Here is a 16747-nt window from a genome sequence, read left to right on the forward strand (position 1 = left end):
TACAACCAATGCGATTAATTTGATAAAATGCATCCCTTCGGATACAATCCGGTGCGTCGGGCACCCGTGACGCCAGGTTGTGTGCCCGGGTCGGTATCGGAGGGTGTGGTGGACCATCTGCCATCCCCGCAACGGAGATGCAACACGGTTCATGAGTGCCCGGATCGAAGCCTCGCAGGCGGATACCGCCCTCTACATCGAGAACATGTGCGCGGAATTGCGCAACATGGCGGCAACCGCCGACCTCAACATGCTCGCCTATCTGCTCGACATCGCCCGGGAAGAGGCGGCGGCGCAGACGATTTCCATCCGGCCGATGCCGAAGGCGTCGCAGTCGGCCTCGTGATCATGTCAGGTTGCAAATTTATATTTTTACCGTTTTAAGGTAGCACAACCGCACCTGTCCCGCCGGATGTGGCGCGCGCGTCGATTCCCTCGGCCAAGGTTCGGTCAGTAGACCAGCGAGACTTTTTGCGCGCCGTGGCGCTCCAGCCGGCCGGCGACTTCCAGCTCGATCAGCACGATCCGCACGACCGCAACGGCGAGCCCGGTGTGGCGGACGATCTCGTCGACGGTGACGGGCGTTGCCCCCAGCGCATCGATGATCTGCCGCCGGGTGGCGTCGTCGGGCTCGGAGATCGGGAACGGGGTGTCCGATTCCGGCTCCTCGACGGCGGTATCGAAAGCCGGGCCGCCCGAATCGATCAGCGGCGAGAGCGCGGTGAGGATGTCGCCGACGGACAGCACCATGGTGGCGCCATCCTTGATCAGCCGGTTGCAGCCCTCCGTGCGCGGATCGAGCATGGAGCCGGGCGCGGCGAACACCTCGCGGCCTTGCTCCAGGGCGAAGCGGGCGGTGTGGAGGGCGCCGGAGCGGCGCGAGGCCTCGACGACGATGACGCCGTAGGAGAGCCCTGAGATCAGCCGGTTGCGGCGCGGAAAGTCGCGGGCCCGCGGCGCCCAGCCGAAGGGCATTTCGCTGACGATGGCGCCGCCGGCATCGACGATCGCCCGGTAGAGACCCTCGTTTTCCGGCGGATAGATGTGGTCGAGGCCGCCGGCGAGCACGGCGACGGTGCCGGTCTCAAGGCTCGCCTTGTGGGCGGCGGTGTCGATGCCCCGGGCGAGCCCGGAGACGACGACGAGGTCGGCCGCGGCGAGTTCGCCTGAGAGCTTTGCCGCGATCTTGCAGCCGGCAATGGAGGCGTTGCGGGCGCCGACGATGGCAACGGCATTGCCGGCAAGCGGTGTCGCATCGCCGATGACGGCAAGGAGCGGTGGTGGCGCGTCGATGAAGCGCAGGAGCCGCGGATAGTCCGGCTCGCCGAGGGCGACGAAACGGGCGCCCATCGCTGCGCAGCGGTCCAGTTCGTCCTCGGCATCGACCTGCGTGCAGATGCGAATGCGTTTCTTGGCGCCGCCGCGGCGGGAGAGTTCCGGCAACGCCTCCAGCGCCTCGGTCGCCGAGCCGTAGTGATTGACGAGGCTTCGGAACGTTGCGGGGCCGATGTTTTCCGACCGGATGAGCCGCAACCAGGCGAGGCGCTGGGCGTCGGTGAGCCGGATGGAGCTCTGTTTTCTGTCCGGCCCGTCTTCGCTCATGCGCTCATCCCATGGGGCTCAAGATCGGGCGCCGATCTTCGGCTCGGTGCCGGAAACGAGGCGGGCGATGTTGGTGCGGTGCTTGAACCAGGCCAGAAGGGCAAGGAGCACCGTGAAGACGGCCAGTTTCGGCTGGTTGAACCCGAGCGCCACCACCGGGGTCAGCGCACTGGCGACCAGCGCCGACAGCGAGGAGAACCGTGTGATCAGCGCGACCACCAGCCAGATGGCGCAAAAGGCGACGGCGATCGGCCAGGACAGGCCCAGGAGCACGCCGATGAAGGTGGCGATGCCTTTACCCCCCTTGAACCCCAGCCAGACCGGATAGAGGTGGCCCAGGAAGGCGCCAAGGCCGGCGATGAGGGCCGCCTCGAACGACCAATCGGCGGCAACCACGACCGGCACCGTTCCCTTCAGGACGTCGCCGAGAAGGGTGAGGGCGGCCACGCCCTTGTTGCCGGTTCGCAGCACGTTGGTGGCGCCGATGTTGCCGGAGCCGATGGAGCGGATGTCGCCGAGGCCGAACAGCCGGGTGAAGAGGAGGCCGAAGGGGATCGAGCCCAGCAGATAGCCGAAGAGAAGGGCGATCGCCATGTGCGGCCAGGGAAGGGACCAGGAGAGGATGTCGGTCATGGCCGGACCCCAAAGGATGCGTTACGTGTCAGAGTAGGTATATCTGGTTAGCCCTGCAACCATCGTGCGCAGCACCCGGCCCTGGAAGCGGGCGCCCTCGAAGGGCGTGTTCTTGGCCCGCGAGCGCATCTTGGTCTCGTCGAGGATCCAGGGCGTGTCGGGCGCAAAGACGACGACGTCGGCGCGCGCGCCGGTGCGCAGGGTGCCTGCCTCGATGCCGAGGATCTCGGCCGGCCGGGTGGACAGGGCGCGGATCGCCGTCGACAGGTCGATGTCGCCAGAATGGACCAGGCGCAGGATCGCCGGAAGCAGGGTTTCCAGGCCGATGGCGCCGTCGGCGGCCTCAGCGAAGGGGTGGCGCTTGGTCTCCACGTCCTGGGGATCATGGCTGGAGACGACGACGTCGATGGTGCCCTCGGCAAGGGCCGCGACCATCGCCATGCGGTCGTCCTCGGAGCGCAGCGGCGGCGACATCTTGAAGAAGGTGCGGTAGGCGCCGATGTCGTTCTCGTTGAGGGTGAGGTGGTTGATCGAGACGCCGGCGGTGACGGCGAGCCCGCGTCCCTTGGCCGCGGCAATGGCGGCGGCGGAGTCGGCGCAGGAGATCTGGGCGGCGTGGTAGCGCCCGCCCGTCAGCGCCACGAGCCTGAGGTCGCGTTCGACGACGATGACCTCCGCCTCGCGCGGCACGCCGCCAAGGCCGAGCCGGGTCGCCGTCTCGCCCTCGTTCATGACGCCGGCGCGGGCAAGGTCGGGATCCTCGGTGTGGTGGACGATGAGGCCGTCGACGCTCTGCGCATAGGTGAGGATGCGGCGCATGACGCGGGCGTTGGTGACCGTGTTGCGGCCGTCGGTGAAGGCGACGGCGCCGGCCTCGCGCAAGAGGCCGAGTTCGGCCATTTCCTCGCCGGCAAGGCCCTTGGTGAGGGCAGCCATCGGGTGGACGTTGACGATGGCGGTGTCGCGGGCCCGGCGGTGCACGAAGTCGACCAGCGCCGGCTCGTCGATGGGCGGCTCGGTGTCCGGCATGGTGACGATGGTGGTAATGCCGCCGGCCGCCGCCGCATGGCTCGCCGAGGCGAATGTCTCGCGGTGCTCGAAGCCCGGCTCGCCGACGAAGACGCGCATGTCGACGAGGCCCGGCGCGACGACGGCGCCGCGGCAGTCGATGGTCTCGAAGGTGCCCGGATAGCTCTCGTTGCCGCCGGCCTCGGTGGCGGCGACGCGCCCGTCGATGATGATGAGGTCGCCGACGGCGTCGATGTGGCGCGCCGGGTCGACGATGCGCCCGCCCTTCAGAACCGTCGGCTTGTTGCTATCGGCCATCATTGTCCTCGCTGGGGTCAGCGGTTCGGCAGGTGGGCGGCGAGGGCCTCCAGAACGGCCATGCGCACGGCAACGCCCATCTCGACCTGCTCGTTGATGACGCTCTGCGGACCGTCGGCGATCGCCGGGTCGATTTCGACGCCCCGGTTCATCGGACCCGGATGCATGACGAGGGCGCCGGGCTTGGCGTAGTCGAGCTTTTCCTGGTCGAGCCCGTAATAGCGGAAATATTCGCGCACCGACGGAATGAAGGAACCGCTCATGCGCTCGCGCTGCAGGCGCAGCATCATGACGACGTCGGCGTCCTTCAGGCCCTCCTTCATGGAGGTGAAGACTTCGGGCACCATGTTCTCGATGCCGACCGGCAGCAGCGTCGGCGGCGCCACCACCCGCACGCGGGCATTGAGGGCGGACAGGAGAAGAATGTTGGAGCGGGCAACGCGCGAATGCAGCACGTCGCCGCAGATCGCCACGGTCAGGCCCTCGATGCGGCCGATGTTGCGGCGGATGGTCAGCGCATCGAGCAGCGCCTGGGTCGGGTGCTCGTGGGCGCCGTCGCCGGCATTGACGACCGAACATTCCACCTTCCTGGCCAGCAGCGCGACGGCGCCGGCAGCGTGGTGGCGCACGACCAGGAGGTCCGGGTGCATGGCGTTCAGGGTCGCCGCGGTGTCGATCAGGGTCTCGCCCTTCTTCACCGAGGAGGAGGCGACCGACATGTTCATGACGTCGGCGCCGAGGCGCTTTCCGGCGATCTCGAAGGACGACTGGGTCCGGGTCGAGGCCTCGAAGAAGAGATTGATCTGGGTGCGCCCGCGCAGCACCGCCTTCTTCTTCTCCACCTGCCGGCTGACGCCAACCGCCTCGTCGGCGAGGTCGAGAAGGGTGACGATCTCCTCCGGCGTCAATCGCTCGATGCCGAGGAGATGGCGGTGCGAATAAATCGCGGCTTCTTTGGAACTTTCAGCGCTCATTAAAGCAATGCGTATAGGAGGAATCACGGGGTGCGGCAAGCGTCCGGCGGCGGCTCCGGCCCCCCGGAATGGCAGGGGTTCGCGCAATGCTTGAACGACAGGCAGGCTTCGCGCGCGCCATTGCGCGGGTGTCGTTCGTTCGGGGGGTTCCGAGAAGGGTAAGAGCCGGGTCGGGAAAGGGCCGATTTGCGCCACTTTGCGGGGCGATGCGTCTTCTAATACCGCGCCTTGTCGACGCCCGCCGATCGGTGCCGGCGATGGTTTGCCGCCTTTGCGGCGTGGAACGATCCGGTACGGACATGCTTAAGTCATCCACAGCTAATCGAATCGCAAGGGACAGCCGCGGTCATGAATGAACGGAACGACGCGACGCACGAGGTGACGAACCAGGCGCCGCCCTTTGCCGGACGCAACATCTATGAGAGCGATTCGCTCCTGATCGGCGTCCTTGAGTCCGTCATCGACCCGCCGATCGAGGCCGAACTCGTCAAGCTCGGCGCCTTCTACGGCTCGCGCGAGGCGAACGAGTTTGCCCGGCTCGCCAACACGCAAGGCCCGAAGCTGCGCACCCACGACGCCTGGGGCAACCGGCTCGACACGGTGGAGTTCCACCCGTCCTACCACGCCTTCATGCGCCGGGCCTTCGAGGCCGGGCTGGCCGGCTCGCTGTGGCAGGAAGGCGGTGCGGAGACCGGGCGCCGCTACCAGCTTCGCGCGGCGCGGATGTTCCTCGCCGCCCAGGCGGAAAGCGGGCACCTGGCGCCGATCGTCACCACCAGCGCGGCGATCGGGGCCGTCGGGCGGGTGCCGGATCTCGGTGCCTGGCGGGCAAAACTCGTCTCACGGCGCTACGACCACCGGTTCCTTCCCGTCGACAAGAAGCTCGGCGCCTCCATCGGCATGGGCGTTGCGGAAAAGCAGGGCGGCACGGACCTCACCGCGACGACGACACGGGCGGCAAAGGCGGACGACGGCACTTACCGGCTCACCGGCCACAAATGGTTCGTCGCCGGCCCGATGAGCGACGGTTTCATCGTGCTGGCCCAGGCCGAAGGCGGACTGACCGCGTTCCTGGTGCCGCGCCTTCTGCCGGATGGCAGCGTCAATGCGATCCGCTTCCAGCGCCTGAAGGACAAGCTCGGCAACCGCTCCAACGCGACCGGGGAGGCGGAGTTCGCCCACGCCGTCGCCTATCTCCTCGGCGCGCCGGGCAACGGGTTCGAGACGATCGCCGGGATGGCCGACCATATCCGCCTCGACTGCTGCGTCGGCTCTGCTGCCCTGATGCGCAGCGCGGCGGCGCAGGCCGTCCACAACGCCCGGCACCGGTTCGTCTTCGGGTCCGAACTGATCGAGCAGCCGCTGATGGCGCGCTCGCTCGCCGACATGACGCTCGACGTTGCCGCAGCGACGGCACTCGCGTTCCGTCTGGCGCGGGCCTACGACAACCGCGACAGCGATCCGGCCGAGGCGGCCTATGCGCGGATCATGACGCCGGCGGCGAAATACTGGATCACCAAGGCCGCCCCGCCGCTGATCGCCGAGGCGCTCGAATGCTTCGGCGGCAACGGCTATGTGGAGGATTTCGACCTTGCCCGCATCTACCGCGAGGCGCCGTTCAACGCGCTCTGGGAAGGCGGCGGCAACGTCATGTGCCTTGAGGTGCTGCGGGTTCTGGAAGCCGACGGCGAGGCGCTCGATGCGGTGCTCTCCGACATCAAGGGGGCGCTGGGCGACACCTCTCTCGTTTCCATCGACGTCCTGCGCGCGGCGGCACGGGCCTGCATCAACGATGTGGGCTCTGCGCGCATTCTCACCGAGCAACTGGCATTGACCGCAGCGGCCGCTGCCGTCCGCCGCTACGCGCCGCGGCTGATCGCCGATGCCTTCCTGCATTCCCGTCTCGGCAGCCAGTGGCGCGCGACCTACGGCATGCTGGATGCCCGCTTCGACGCCCAGGCCATCGTCGACTACGCCTTCCCGGATGTTTGACTTCTTTTCGCGTTCAGGCGCCACGCAGGCTTGACGGCGCACTTGCGCCGGCGCGCATTCGCGCTTGCCATATCCCGACGAGGGCACCTCGTCGGGATATGGAATGGTGTCTAAACCAGGATCAAAAGGGCGATCGGCAGGGTGACGGCCGCGACCACCGTCTGGAACGTCAGGATCTCGGCCATCAGCTTGTCGTCGCCGCCCATTTTTCTGGCGAGGACGTAGGACGAGGACGCCGCCGGGACGGATGTCGCAATGATGGCGACCGCAAGGGCCATTCCCGTTACCCCGATGAGCGTGCAATAGGCCGCTGCGATCAGCGGCATGCCGACGAGCCGGGCGGCGACGCCGAGGCCGAGGGCGCCCGTCGGCCGGCGCAGCACGGACAGGTCGAGCCCGGCGCCGATGGAGAGGATGCTGGCGGCGAGCGCGGACCGGCCGAGGGTTTCCAGGGTCGTCATGGCAACGATCGGCAGCTCGATATCGAGCAGGTTCAAAAAGATGCCGATGGCGCAGGAGATGATGAACGGGTTGCGCGCCAGGTTGAGGACGAAGCCGCGCACGGTGGGCGCCGGGCCGTCCACATAGATGGTGAGGGCGCTGACGACGATGAGGTTGAGGAGCGGGATCATCGAGACGACCGCGACCGCCATCAGGGCCAGGCCGGCATCGCCGAAGAGATTGGCGCCGAGCGCAAGGCCGATGAAGGTATTCCAGCGGATCGAGCCCTGCAGCACGGAGGTGAAGCGCGGGCCGGTCAGCCGCAGCGGCCCGGCGATCAGCGGGCGCACCGCGATCAGGATCGCGGCCATGGTGGCGACCGTCAGGAAAAGGGCAAGGCCGAGCGAGCCGAAGGGCAGGGTGTCGAAGTTGGCGCGCATCAGCGTGTAGATGATGATCGCCGGAAAGAAGACGTTGTAGGCGAGCGTCTCAAGGCCGCGCCAGCCTTCCTCGCGGACGATATTGTAATGGGCGAGCGCCCAGCCGGTCGCGGTCATGATGATGACCGGCAGGAGCGCGTTGAGGGCGTCGGCAAAGGAGATCATGGGGCGGACACCGCGCGCCGGTTGGCGAGCCGATCCAGAAACCCTTGCAGGATGAAGGCCGCCGCCGCGGCGTCGATCTTCGCCGCCCGTTTCTTGCGCGACATGTCGGCCTCAAGCATCGCGCGCTCCGCGGCGACGGTCGACAGCCGCTCGTCCCAGTAGACGACGGGAAGCTCGGTGAGGGCGGAGAGGTTGCGGACGAAGGCGCGGGTCGCCTGGACGCGTGGGCCTTCGGAACCGTCCATGTTGAGCGGCAGGCCGAGGACGAGGCCGGAAATCTCGTTCTTGTCGGCAAGCTCCAGCAGCGCTGCGGCGTCCTTGCCGAACTTCACCCGCCGTATCGTCGTCAGCGGCGTTGCGATCTGGCGGCCGCCGTCCGAGACGGCGATGCCGATGGTCTTGGTGCCGAGATCGAGGCCGAAGAGGCGCGCGCCGGGGCTGAGCCCGTCGGCGAAATCGTCGAAGGAAAGTGTCGGGTCGTTGGCCATTCCGAACCCTCTAGCACGCGAGGCGCAAAAGGACACAGGCAATCGCAAATTGCCGGGGGACCTCGGCGTCGTCGGCCCGCGCAGTTTCGCCGCGCAGCGAGACTGTTTGACCGCTCCGGGTTTCTGCGTAGCATGGCGCCAACGAAAAAAGGGAGGGCAGGGTGCGCGATCTGGAGGGGATCCTTGGGGATGCCGTCGCCGCCGGCGATGCGCCGTATCTGGTGGCGATGGTCGCCGACCGCGACACGGTTCTTTGGTCAGGCGCGGCAGGCGAGGCGGCGCCGGGCCGGGCGGCAGCAACCGACACCGTCTTTCGCATCTATTCCATGACCAAGGCGGTCGGCTCGCTGGCGGCGATGCTTCTGGTGGAGCGCGGCCAGCTCGGCCTCGACCAGCCTGTCGACGAGGTGCTGCCGCAATTTGCCGAACTGAAGGTACTTGAGGGCTTCGACGGCGAAGAACCGGTGCTGCGGCCGCCGAAGACGCGGGCGACGATCCGGCATCTGGCAACGCACACGTCGGGCCTCGTCTACGAATACTGGAACGCCGACCTTGCCGCGTACCTCACGCACACCGGGCTGCCGTCGGTGATCTCCGGGCGCGGGGCGGGGCTCGCCTATCCGCTCGCCTTTGATCCGGGAACGCGCTGGGGCTACGGCATCGGCATCGACTGGCTCGGCCGTGTCGTCGAGGCCGTCGACGGCCGGCGCATCGACCGGTTCTGCGCCGAGGAGGTTTTTGCGCCCCTCGGCATGACGGACACGGGATTCGAAGCCGGCGAAGCGGATCCGGACCGCCTCGCCACCGGCATGTCGCGCGGCCGCGACGGCAACCATGCGCCGTTCGGCATGACGCCGCCCTCGGAGCCGGAATTCTACGGCATGGGCCATGCCCTTTTTTCCACTGCGCCGGACTATCTGAAATTCCTGCAGCTCTTCCTCAATGGCGGCGCCTATCCCGGCGGGCGGCTGATCGACCCGGAAAGCTATGAGGTCATGACGACGAATCAGATCGGCGATCTCAGGGTGACGCCCATGGTCTCGGCGATGCCGCGGCTTTCCGCCGACGTCGATCTTTTCCCGGGCGTGGAGAAAACCCACACATTCGGTTTCGTGCGCGTGGAAGAGGGCGTGCCGGGCATGCGCTCCAAGGGCAGCCTCGGCTGGGCCGGCATCTTCAACACCCATTACTGGATCGATCCGGCCACGGGGATCGCCGCGGTCCTGATGACGCAGGCGCTGCCCTTTGCCGATCCGCGATTCATGGAGGTTTTCCATGGGTTTGAGCGGGCCGTCTATGGCCGTTTCGGCAATACATCGTAGCACATTTTTTCGCTCGACCCCTTTGGAATCCTCCAAGGTAGCGCCACATTCCTGAACGAGACCGGTGGCACATTCAGGCCGCCGCACATAAGCTATCTTCGGAGGTCGACATGCAGCTTACCTGGTTCGGACATTCAGCCTTTCGCATCGATATCGACGGCGCGTCGATCCTGATCGACCCGTTCCTGTCCGGGAACCCGTCCTATGAGGGCACGGTGGAGGCGGCGTCCGAGGGCGTCACCCATGTGCTCCTCACCCACGGCCACGACGACCACCTGGGCGATGCCATCGACATCTGCAAGGCGACGGGCGCGCAGCTCACCGCCAATTTCGAGATCTGCATGTGGCTCGCCTCCAAGGGCGTGGAGAACGTCAATCCGATGAATTCCGGCGGCACGGTCGATGTCGGGCCGTTCAAGGTCAGCCTGACGGTGGCGCACCATTCCTCCTCGACCCAGTCGGAGGGCCAGCCGCCGGTCTATCTCGGCAATCCCCACGGCATCGTGGTGACGGCGCCGGGCGAGCCGGTGCTGTTCCACATGGGCGACACCGACATCTTTTCCGACATGGCGCTGATCGACGAGATCTATGCCCCGAAGGTCGGGATCGTGCCGATCGGCGACCGCTTCACCATGGGTGCCAAGACCGCGGCGATGGCCTGCACCCGCTTCTTCAATTTCGAGACCATCGTGCCCTGCCACTACGGCACCTTCCCGATCATCGACCAGGACGCGGAAAAGTTCGTTTCCGAGCTCGGCCCGGACGGCGACAAGGTGGCGGTGCCGCAGGTCGGCAAGCCGATGTCCCTTTGAGGTTATTTCGACAAGCAAAGAGGATTGAAACCCATGTCAGGACGCAGGACCCCGCCCTTCGGCGGCGGCGTCAAGGCCGCAACGCCGACCAAATGCCCGCGCTGCGGCACCATCTTCGACTGCGAGATGGAGAGCGGCGACTGCTGGTGCATGAAGCCGGACTACAAGCTGCCGATGCCGGACTCCGGCGAGCCGGCCTGCTACTGCCCGAAATGCCTGAAAGAGGTGGCCGGGGAGAAGGTCGCGGCCGAGCTTGAGGCCTTCAAGGTCAAGCGGCCTTAGGGCGGCCATCGGCCGTCAGGCGGGCTTTCGCGCCAGCACAAGGTCGCCGGGCACCGGGACGCCCTCCTGATGGCGGACGGTGATCGGCTCGGTGTGGAAGCGCGTCAGGCCTGAATCCGTCAGCGTCCGATCGATATAGCTGCCCGCATGGGCGAAGCGCTGGTTCGGTCCGACCATATAGGGTCGGCCGGCGAACACGTCGTCGGGAAGCGTTTCGGAGGAAAAGCCGAACACGCCGCCGGGGGCGAGGTTTGCGGCGACGCCGGCAAAGAAGCCTTGCAGATCCCCCATGTAGGGCAAGACGTCGGTGGCGACGACGAGGTCGAAGGGCGTTCCGTCCTTTGCCGCCTCAAGGAACGTTGCCGCCTCGGCGACATAGAGTTCGTCATAAACCTCGCGCTCGTGGGCGACCTCGATCATGCCCTCCGAAATGTCCACGCCGACACGGAAGGTGGTGCGCTCCTCCAGCGCCTCGCCGGAAAGGCCGGTGCCGCAGCCGAGGTCGAGGAGGCGTCCGTAGGGGCCGGGCGCCAGGTCCTTCAGCCGGTCCTCCACCAGGAGCGGGACGCAATAGCCGAGCTGGTCGACGAGGATCATGTCGAAGACGTCGGCGTGCTGGTCGAAGAGGGTGGCGACGTAGGCATCCGGCGCCTTTGCCGGCGTGTCGCCGCGACCGATGGCGGCAAGGCGCACGGCAACGCCGCCATGGTCGGCCGGGTCAAGCTCTAGGACACGTCGGTAGGCGATAACGGCGGCTTCCAGGTCGCCGGCCTTTTCCAGGTCGAGCGCCGCGTTGTAGGCCTCGGCAAGGGCGTCGTCGGTGTCCGTCTCGGGGTCGGTCATTTCAAATCTTCACAGCGGGTCAGGCGTCCGGACCTTTCTTCAGCATACGCCGGGCAAGGATCGGCAGCACCACGATCATCATCAGGAATCTGGAGGTGTGGTGGGCAGCGACGAAGGCGGGGTCGAGGGCGAGCGCGAAGGCGAGAACCGTCATGGCATCGAGGCCGCCCGGCGCGAACGCCAGCAGCGTCTTGGCGAACGGCGCGTTCAGCAGTTCCGCGATGCCGATGGCGAGCACCGTGTTGACGGCCATGGCGATGGCAAAGGCGATGGTCGCCGGCTTGAGGACGGCGGCGACGTTGGAAAAGGTCGCGCCGACGAAGCGCCCGCCGATGACGCTGCCCATGATGACGAGGCCCGGCACCAGGAAATAGGCCGGCAGCCGGCCCTCGGCGATGCCCGTGCCGTGCAGCACTGCGCTGCCGGCAAAGGCGCCGAGCAGGACGCCGGCGGGAACCCGGAGCCAGTAGAAGAGGGCGGCGCCGACGCTGCCGGCGGCAAGCTGGATCGCCGCCTGGTCGAGGCCGGAGGCGGCCTTCAGCGGCAGGCCGCTTGCGGCCTCGCCGCCGGAGCCGATCAGCGTGACGATGGCCGGCAGCGAGATGACGAGGATAAAGACCCGGATCGACTGGGCGACCGTCACCTTCTGCATGTCCGCATCGGACTGGTCGGCGACCGCGACCACATAGGAAAGGGCCCCCGGGATTGCCGAAAAGAGCGCGGTCGAGGACGTCCAGCCGACGATGCGGTGGAGGTAGAGCCAAACGAGGCCGATGACGACGGGCTGAATCAGGATGAGGGCGGTGATCGAGACCGGCCACTTGCTGACGTTTTCCACGATGTCGGGGGTGACGCTGGCGCCCATGGAGACGCCGAGGAGCAGGAAGGCGATCGCCCGGAGCCAGCGCGGGATCGGGCCGCTGACGCCCGTCAGCGAGGCGAAGGAGACCGCGACCATCGACCCGCAGAGCCAGGATGCCGGCACGCCCAGAAGCGTCAGGACGCCGCCGCCGACGGTGCCGATGGCCAGCGTCTGGGCGATCTTGCCGAGGCTGCCGGCGCGGAGGGGAAAGGCGGGTCGTGTCATGTTTTGCTCAAAGCTGGCGGGGCCGGCCGGCGCGCCGGAAAACGGGGCTTGATGCCGTCAGGCCCGCATGCATCGCGGCCCCCGGGGGAGTTCGCGAAACGCCGTCTATCCGTCTGGTGGAGCGACTTGTTTTCCGGCCGGTCGAGCCTTGGCGAAAGCCTCTCTTATCGCATTTCGGGCGAATTGACACGGGGGGCGCCGAAAAAGCGGTTGGCGGTGATCACGATGCTATTGGCGGGGCTTGCAAAAACCGGCTACGCAGTTACCCTGAGGCCGCATGTGGCTGGCGCATACGGGGTTTCCCTGGTTGCGCCGGCCGAACGCGGGGCAAGGCACAGCCGCCCCGACAGGCTGCAGATACGACAGGCTGCAGATAAGACAGACTGTGGATAAGGCAGACTGGACATTGAACAGACTGGACACAATCAGGAGGAGTAACGTGATGATCCGCAAGATCGGCCTTTCGGCCCTTGTCGCGATCGGTATGGCCCTGCCGGCGTCCGCCGCCGAGCAGCAGTTCATCTCGATCGGCACGGGCGGCGTCACCGGCGTCTACTATCCGACCGGCGGCGCGATCTGCCGCCTCGTCAACAAGGCCCGCAAGGAGCACGGCATCCGGTGCTCGGTCGAATCGACCGGCGGGTCCGTCTACAACATCAACACCGTGCGTGCCGGCGAGCTGGAATTCGGCGTCGCCCAGTCGGACTGGCAGTACCATGCCTACAAGGGCACCTCGAAGTTCGAGGACCAGGGCCCGTTCGAGAAGGAACGCGCGGTCTTTTCCGTCCATCCGGAGCCGTTCACGCTGCTCGTGCGCTCCGATGTGGACGTTGAGAAGTTCGAGGACCTGAAGGGCAAGCGCGTCAATGTCGGCAACCCCGGTTCCGGCCAGCGCGCCACCATGGAAGTCGTCATGGACGCCTTCGGCATGACCATGGACGATTTCTCGGTCGCCGCCGAACTGAAGGGCTCCGAGATGGCCCAGGCGCTGTGCGACGGCAAGATCGACGCCATGATCTACACCATCGGCCACCCGGCCGCGGCGATCACCGAAGCCACGACCACCTGTGACGTCAAGCTGGTCGACGTGGCCGGCGATCCGATCGACAAGCTGGTCGCCGACAACCCGTACTACCGCACCGCGGTGATCCCGGGCGGCATGTATCGCGGCACCGACGAAGACACCCACACCTTCGGTGTCGGCGCCACCTTCATCACCTCCGCCGACGTGCCGGACGAGGTGGTCTATGTGGTCGTCAAGGCCGTCTTCGACAACTTCGAGGACTTCAAGAAGCTTCACCCGGCCTTCGCCAACCTGAAGGAAGCGGAGATGATCAAGGACGGTCTGTCCGCGCCGCTGCACCCGGGTGCGGTGAAGTACTACAAGGAACGCGGCTGGATGTAATCCGGTCTCGTCGGAAGGGGCGGTCCTGACGGGCCGCCCCTTTTTCGATCCCGCGGGAGTGCCCCCAAGGGGAGCCAGCAAGGGGCGCTCCGGTCATCAGTTCAGTTCTTTCCGCCGGGCCGGCCAGTGCGGTCCCGTCCGGCGCGCCGCAAGGGGCCGGCCGACCGACGCCAAGATCGGAGGCCATGCGAAAAGCCCGCGGCCGAGGGGGTATGCATGTCGGACAGCAACGGTTCTGGCACGGCCAGCAAACGGCCCGAAATCGATGTCGACGAACTGGTTGCCCAGGTCGACAGCGGCGCGCGGGCGCCGACGGGGGCCGTCGGCCTTTTCGTCGTCGCCCTGGCGTTCATCTGGTCGACGTTCCAGCTCTACATCGCCTCCGGGGTGCCGTTCTGGCTGAATGAGGTGACCGGCCTCAACCTCGTCTTCAACAATTCCGAAGCGCGCATCATCCATCTCGCCTTTGCGATCGCGCTCGCCTCGCTCGCCTATCCGCTGTTCAAGACCAGCTCGCGCCATTCGGTGCCCTGGTATGACTGGGTGCTGGCCATTCTCGGCGCCGGCGCCTGCCTCTATCTGATCATCAACAAGGAGGCGATCGCCAACCGGGCCGGCCTGCCGACGACGGCGGACCTCATCGCCTCCACGATCGGCATGCTGTCGCTGGCGCTCGCCGTCTACCGCACGCTCGGCCTGCCGATGCTGATCGTCGCCGGCGTGTTCGTGTTCTACGTCTTCTTCGGCCATCTCAGCTTCTGGCCCGACGCGATCCAGTGGAAGGGTGCGTCGTTCGGCAAGGCGATGTGGCATTACTGGATGCAGCTTGAGGGCGTCTTCGGCGTCGCGCTCGGCGTCTCCGCCTCGATGATCTTCCTCTTCGTGCTGTTCGGCGCGCTCCTGGAAAAGGCCGGCGCCGGCAACTACTTCATCAAGCTCGCCTTTGCCCTTCTGGGACACCTGCGCGGCGGGCCGGCCAAGGCCGCGGTCGTCGCCTCGGCGATGAGCGGGCTCTATTCCGGCTCCTCGATCGCCAACACGGTGACCACCGGCACCTTCACCATCCCGCTGATGAAGCGCACCGGCTTTGCGCCGGAAAAGGCCGGCGCCGTTGAGGTCGCGTCCTCGACCAACGGCCAGCTCACGCCGCCGGTGATGGGCGCCGCCGCCTTCCTGATCTCCGAATTCACGGGCATTTCCTATACCGAGATCATCAAGCACGCCCTGGTGCCGGCGCTCGTCTCCTACATCGCGCTCGTCTACATCGTGCACCTGGAAGCCCTGAAGCTGAACCTGAAGGGCATGGAGAAGCCGCCGGCACACCTGACGGTCATGCAGAAGCTGATCGGCTTCCTCACCGGCTTCATCGGCATCGCGGCCCTCGGACTTGCGGTCTATTACGGCCTTGGCTGGATCAAGGTCGCGTTCCCGGACATGACGGTGTGGGCCTCGACCCTGCTGTTCGCCGCTGCCTATCTGGTGCTCGTCTTCATCGCGGCGAAGCGGCCGGACCTGGAAGTCGACGATCCGGACGCGCCGCTGGCCGTGCTGCCGCGGGCCAATGAAGTGGCGCTCACCGGCCTCCATTACCTGTTGCCGATCGTCGTCCTCCTCTGGTGCATCCTGATCGAGCGGCTGTCGCCGGCGCTGTCGGCGTTCTGGGCGACGGTGGCGATGATCTCCATCGTGCTGACCCAGCATTCGCTGAAGTCGATCTTCCGCGGCGAGGCGGCCATTGCCAGCGGGTTTGCCCAGGGCGTCGGCGATTTCGTCACCGGCATGATCGCGGGCGCCCGCAACATGGTGCCGATCGGGGTGGCCACCGGCGTTGCCGGCGTCATCATCGGCACGGTGTCGCTGACCGGCGCGCACCAGATCGTTGGCGAGTTCGTGGAGTTCGTCTCCGGCGGCAACCTGATGGTCATGCTGCTGCTCGTCGCCGTGATGAGCCTCGTCCTCGGCATGGGCCTGCCGACGACGGCGAACTACATCGTCGTCTCCTCGCTGATGGCGCCGGTGATCGTCTCCGTCGGCGCCCAGTCCGGCCTCGTCGTGCCGCTGATCGCCGTCCACATGTTCGTGTTCTATTTCGGCATCCTCGCCGACGACACGCCACCGGTGGGCCTTGCGGCGTTTGCCGCGGCGGCGATCTCCGGCGGCGACCCGATCAAGACCGGCCTGCAGGGCTTTGCCTACGACATCCGCACGGCGCTGCTGCCGTTCATGTTCATCTTCAACACGGAGATCCTGCTGATCGACGTGACCATCTTCAAGGCGGTGGCGGTCTTCGTCATTGCCGTGGTCGCGATGATGCTGTTCGCCGCGGCCACCCAGGGCTATTTCTTTGCCCGCAACCGGATCTGGGAGTCGGCGCTGCTGCTGGTCATTGCCTTCACGTTGCTGCGGCCGGCCTTCTGGCTCGATTTCGTGCAGCCGCCCTACGACATCCGGCCGGGCGCGGAGGTCGTTCAGATCGCGGAAAGCATGCCGCCGGGGTCGCACCTCAGACTGCTCGTGCGCGGGCCGGATTTCGACAAGCCGGACAAGACCAGCGAGCTGACCATCCTGGCCGCTCTCGGACCGGCCGGCGATGGCGTCAGCCGCCTCAATAATGCCGGATTGACGGTATTGGACGAGGACGGCAAGGCCAAGCTGGACGAACCGATGGCCGGTACCTCGTTCTTCACCAAGTTCCAGATGTTCGATTTCTACGGGGACAACCCGGTCGAGATCGCCGAGGTGCAGCTCGAGGCCGAACGCATGCCGAAGGAGATCTTCTACATCCCGGCCGTGCTGCTGCTCATCGGCGTCATTCTGCTGCAGCGCCGGCGCCAGACACAGCCGGCGTTCTGACGAACGCCCGGCAGGGTTCGGTTAAGGTTTGCGCGGCATTGATAGGGGTGCGTTTCAGTGAAGCCGTGCCGCGTGTGACGGT

At 66.6% G+C, this 16747-nt stretch carries 15 protein-coding genes; 7 read left to right on the forward strand and 8 right to left on the reverse strand.

The features are described 5' to 3' along the window. Positions 1-151 precede the first annotated feature (151 nt). Complete coding sequence (locus M2319_RS08010; RefSeq protein ID WP_264600936.1) at positions 152-346, forward strand: hypothetical protein; 195 nt, start codon at positions 152-154, stop codon at positions 344-346. A gap of 104 nt (positions 347-450) precedes the next feature. Here M2319_RS08010 and dprA read toward each other — a convergent pair whose 3' ends face one another. The 4 genes from dprA to M2319_RS08030 are packed head-to-tail and all read right to left on the reverse strand — an operon-like array spanning position 451 to position 4535. After that, on the reverse strand, positions 451-1602 hold the full coding sequence (gene dprA / locus M2319_RS08015) for a DNA-processing protein DprA (RefSeq protein ID WP_264600937.1): 1152 nt from the start codon (positions 1600-1602) through the stop codon (positions 451-453). 18 nt (positions 1603-1620) lie between these two features. Further along, complete coding sequence (gene plsY, locus M2319_RS08020) at positions 1621-2235, reverse strand: glycerol-3-phosphate 1-O-acyltransferase PlsY (RefSeq protein ID WP_264600938.1); 615 nt, start codon at positions 2233-2235, stop codon at positions 1621-1623. 21 nt (positions 2236-2256) lie between these two features. Beyond that, complete coding sequence (locus M2319_RS08025) at positions 2257-3564, reverse strand: dihydroorotase (RefSeq protein ID WP_264600939.1); 1308 nt, start codon at positions 3562-3564, stop codon at positions 2257-2259. A gap of 14 nt (positions 3565-3578) precedes the next feature. Then, the gene (locus M2319_RS08030; protein WP_264600940.1) at positions 3579-4535 is read right to left on the reverse strand and encodes an aspartate carbamoyltransferase catalytic subunit; all 957 of its coding nucleotides are present in this window, start codon (positions 4533-4535) and stop codon (positions 3579-3581) included. Between the two features lie 348 nt (positions 4536-4883). Here M2319_RS08030 and M2319_RS08035 point away from each other — a divergent pair, with 348 nt between their 5' ends. Further along, on the forward strand, positions 4884-6527 hold the full coding sequence (locus tag M2319_RS08035) for an acyl-CoA dehydrogenase family protein (protein ID WP_264600941.1): 1644 nt from the start codon (positions 4884-4886) through the stop codon (positions 6525-6527). 110 nt (positions 6528-6637) lie between these two features. Here M2319_RS08035 and M2319_RS08040 read toward each other — a convergent pair whose 3' ends face one another. After that, positions 6638-7573 carry an AEC family transporter gene (locus M2319_RS08040; protein ID WP_264600942.1) on the reverse strand — a complete coding sequence of 312 codons (936 nt, stop codon included), beginning with the start codon at positions 7571-7573 and terminating at the stop codon, positions 6638-6640. Further along, complete coding sequence (gene ruvX / locus M2319_RS08045) at positions 7570-8061, reverse strand: Holliday junction resolvase RuvX (protein WP_264600943.1); 492 nt, start codon at positions 8059-8061, stop codon at positions 7570-7572. The genes M2319_RS08040 and ruvX overlap by 4 nt, the downstream gene beginning before the upstream one ends. A gap of 161 nt (positions 8062-8222) precedes the next feature. On the opposite strand from ruvX, the gene M2319_RS08050 reads away from it, so the two are divergent. The 3 genes from M2319_RS08050 (at position 8223) to M2319_RS08060 (ending at position 10477) form a co-directional block, all read left to right on the forward strand. Beyond that, complete coding sequence (locus M2319_RS08050) at positions 8223-9383, forward strand: serine hydrolase domain-containing protein (protein WP_264600944.1); 1161 nt, start codon at positions 8223-8225, stop codon at positions 9381-9383. Positions 9384-9493: 110 nt separating this feature from the next. Beyond that, positions 9494-10195 (forward strand): metal-dependent hydrolase, encoded by a 702-nt coding sequence (locus M2319_RS08055; RefSeq protein WP_264600945.1) that lies wholly within the window; start codon positions 9494-9496, stop codon positions 10193-10195. A gap of 33 nt (positions 10196-10228) precedes the next feature. Further along, entirely contained in the window at positions 10229-10477 is a 249-nt protein-coding gene (locus M2319_RS08060; protein ID WP_264600946.1) for a cysteine-rich CWC family protein, read from the forward strand. 15 nt (positions 10478-10492) lie between these two features. Here the strand turns inward: M2319_RS08060 and M2319_RS08065 are convergent, their stop codons facing one another. Both M2319_RS08065 and M2319_RS08070 read right to left on the reverse strand, forming a co-directional pair. Beyond that, positions 10493-11320, reverse strand: coding sequence for a class I SAM-dependent DNA methyltransferase (locus M2319_RS08065; protein ID WP_264600947.1), 828 nt, complete (start codon positions 11318-11320; stop codon positions 10493-10495). A 19-nt stretch (positions 11321-11339) separates the two neighbouring features. Further along, complete coding sequence (locus M2319_RS08070; RefSeq protein ID WP_264600948.1) at positions 11340-12407, reverse strand: AbrB family transcriptional regulator; 1068 nt, start codon at positions 12405-12407, stop codon at positions 11340-11342. 424 nt (positions 12408-12831) lie between these two features. Between M2319_RS08070 and M2319_RS08075 the strand changes: the two genes are divergently transcribed. Together M2319_RS08075 and M2319_RS08080 are read left to right on the forward strand one after the other, a co-directional pair. Further along, positions 12832-13812 (forward strand): TAXI family TRAP transporter solute-binding subunit, encoded by a 981-nt coding sequence (locus M2319_RS08075; protein WP_406682090.1) that lies wholly within the window; start codon positions 12832-12834, stop codon positions 13810-13812. 216 nt (positions 13813-14028) lie between these two features. Then, positions 14029-16665 carry a TRAP transporter permease gene (locus tag M2319_RS08080; protein ID WP_264600950.1) on the forward strand — a complete coding sequence of 879 codons (2637 nt, stop codon included), beginning with the start codon at positions 14029-14031 and terminating at the stop codon, positions 16663-16665. Positions 16666-16747: the final 82 nt, after the last annotated feature.

It is taken from the genome of Rhodobium gokarnense (genome assembly GCF_025961475.1).
In the GTDB taxonomy this organism is placed as follows: domain Bacteria; phylum Pseudomonadota; class Alphaproteobacteria; order Rhizobiales; family Rhodobiaceae; genus Rhodobium; species Rhodobium gokarnense.

What these genes read in the sequence shown, in the direction of transcription:
- ruvX (WP_264600943.1), bottom strand. Translation starts at nt 8,061, where the DNA reads ATGGCCAACGACCCGACACTTTCCTTCGACGATTTCGCCGACGGGCTC.
- M2319_RS08080 (WP_264600950.1), top strand. Translation starts at nt 14,029, where the DNA reads ATGTCGGACAGCAACGGTTCTGGCACGGCCAGCAAACGGCCCGAAATC.
- M2319_RS08010 (WP_264600936.1), top strand. Translation starts at nt 152, where the DNA reads ATGAGTGCCCGGATCGAAGCCTCGCAGGCGGATACCGCCCTCTACATC.
- plsY (WP_264600938.1), bottom strand. Translation starts at nt 2,235, where the DNA reads ATGACCGACATCCTCTCCTGGTCCCTTCCCTGGCCGCACATGGCGATC.
- M2319_RS08025 (WP_264600939.1), bottom strand. Translation starts at nt 3,564, where the DNA reads ATGATGGCCGATAGCAACAAGCCGACGGTTCTGAAGGGCGGGCGCATC.
- M2319_RS08055 (WP_264600945.1), top strand. Translation starts at nt 9,494, where the DNA reads ATGCAGCTTACCTGGTTCGGACATTCAGCCTTTCGCATCGATATCGAC.
- M2319_RS08040 (WP_264600942.1), bottom strand. Translation starts at nt 7,573, where the DNA reads ATGATCTCCTTTGCCGACGCCCTCAACGCGCTCCTGCCGGTCATCATC.
- dprA (WP_264600937.1), bottom strand. Translation starts at nt 1,602, where the DNA reads ATGAGCGAAGACGGGCCGGACAGAAAACAGAGCTCCATCCGGCTCACC.
- M2319_RS08035 (WP_264600941.1), top strand. Translation starts at nt 4,884, where the DNA reads ATGAATGAACGGAACGACGCGACGCACGAGGTGACGAACCAGGCGCCG.
- M2319_RS08030 (WP_264600940.1), bottom strand. Translation starts at nt 4,535, where the DNA reads ATGAGCGCTGAAAGTTCCAAAGAAGCCGCGATTTATTCGCACCGCCAT.
- M2319_RS08060 (WP_264600946.1), top strand. Translation starts at nt 10,229, where the DNA reads ATGTCAGGACGCAGGACCCCGCCCTTCGGCGGCGGCGTCAAGGCCGCA.
- M2319_RS08070 (WP_264600948.1), bottom strand. Translation starts at nt 12,407, where the DNA reads ATGACACGACCCGCCTTTCCCCTCCGCGCCGGCAGCCTCGGCAAGATC.
- M2319_RS08065 (WP_264600947.1), bottom strand. Translation starts at nt 11,320, where the DNA reads ATGACCGACCCCGAGACGGACACCGACGACGCCCTTGCCGAGGCCTAC.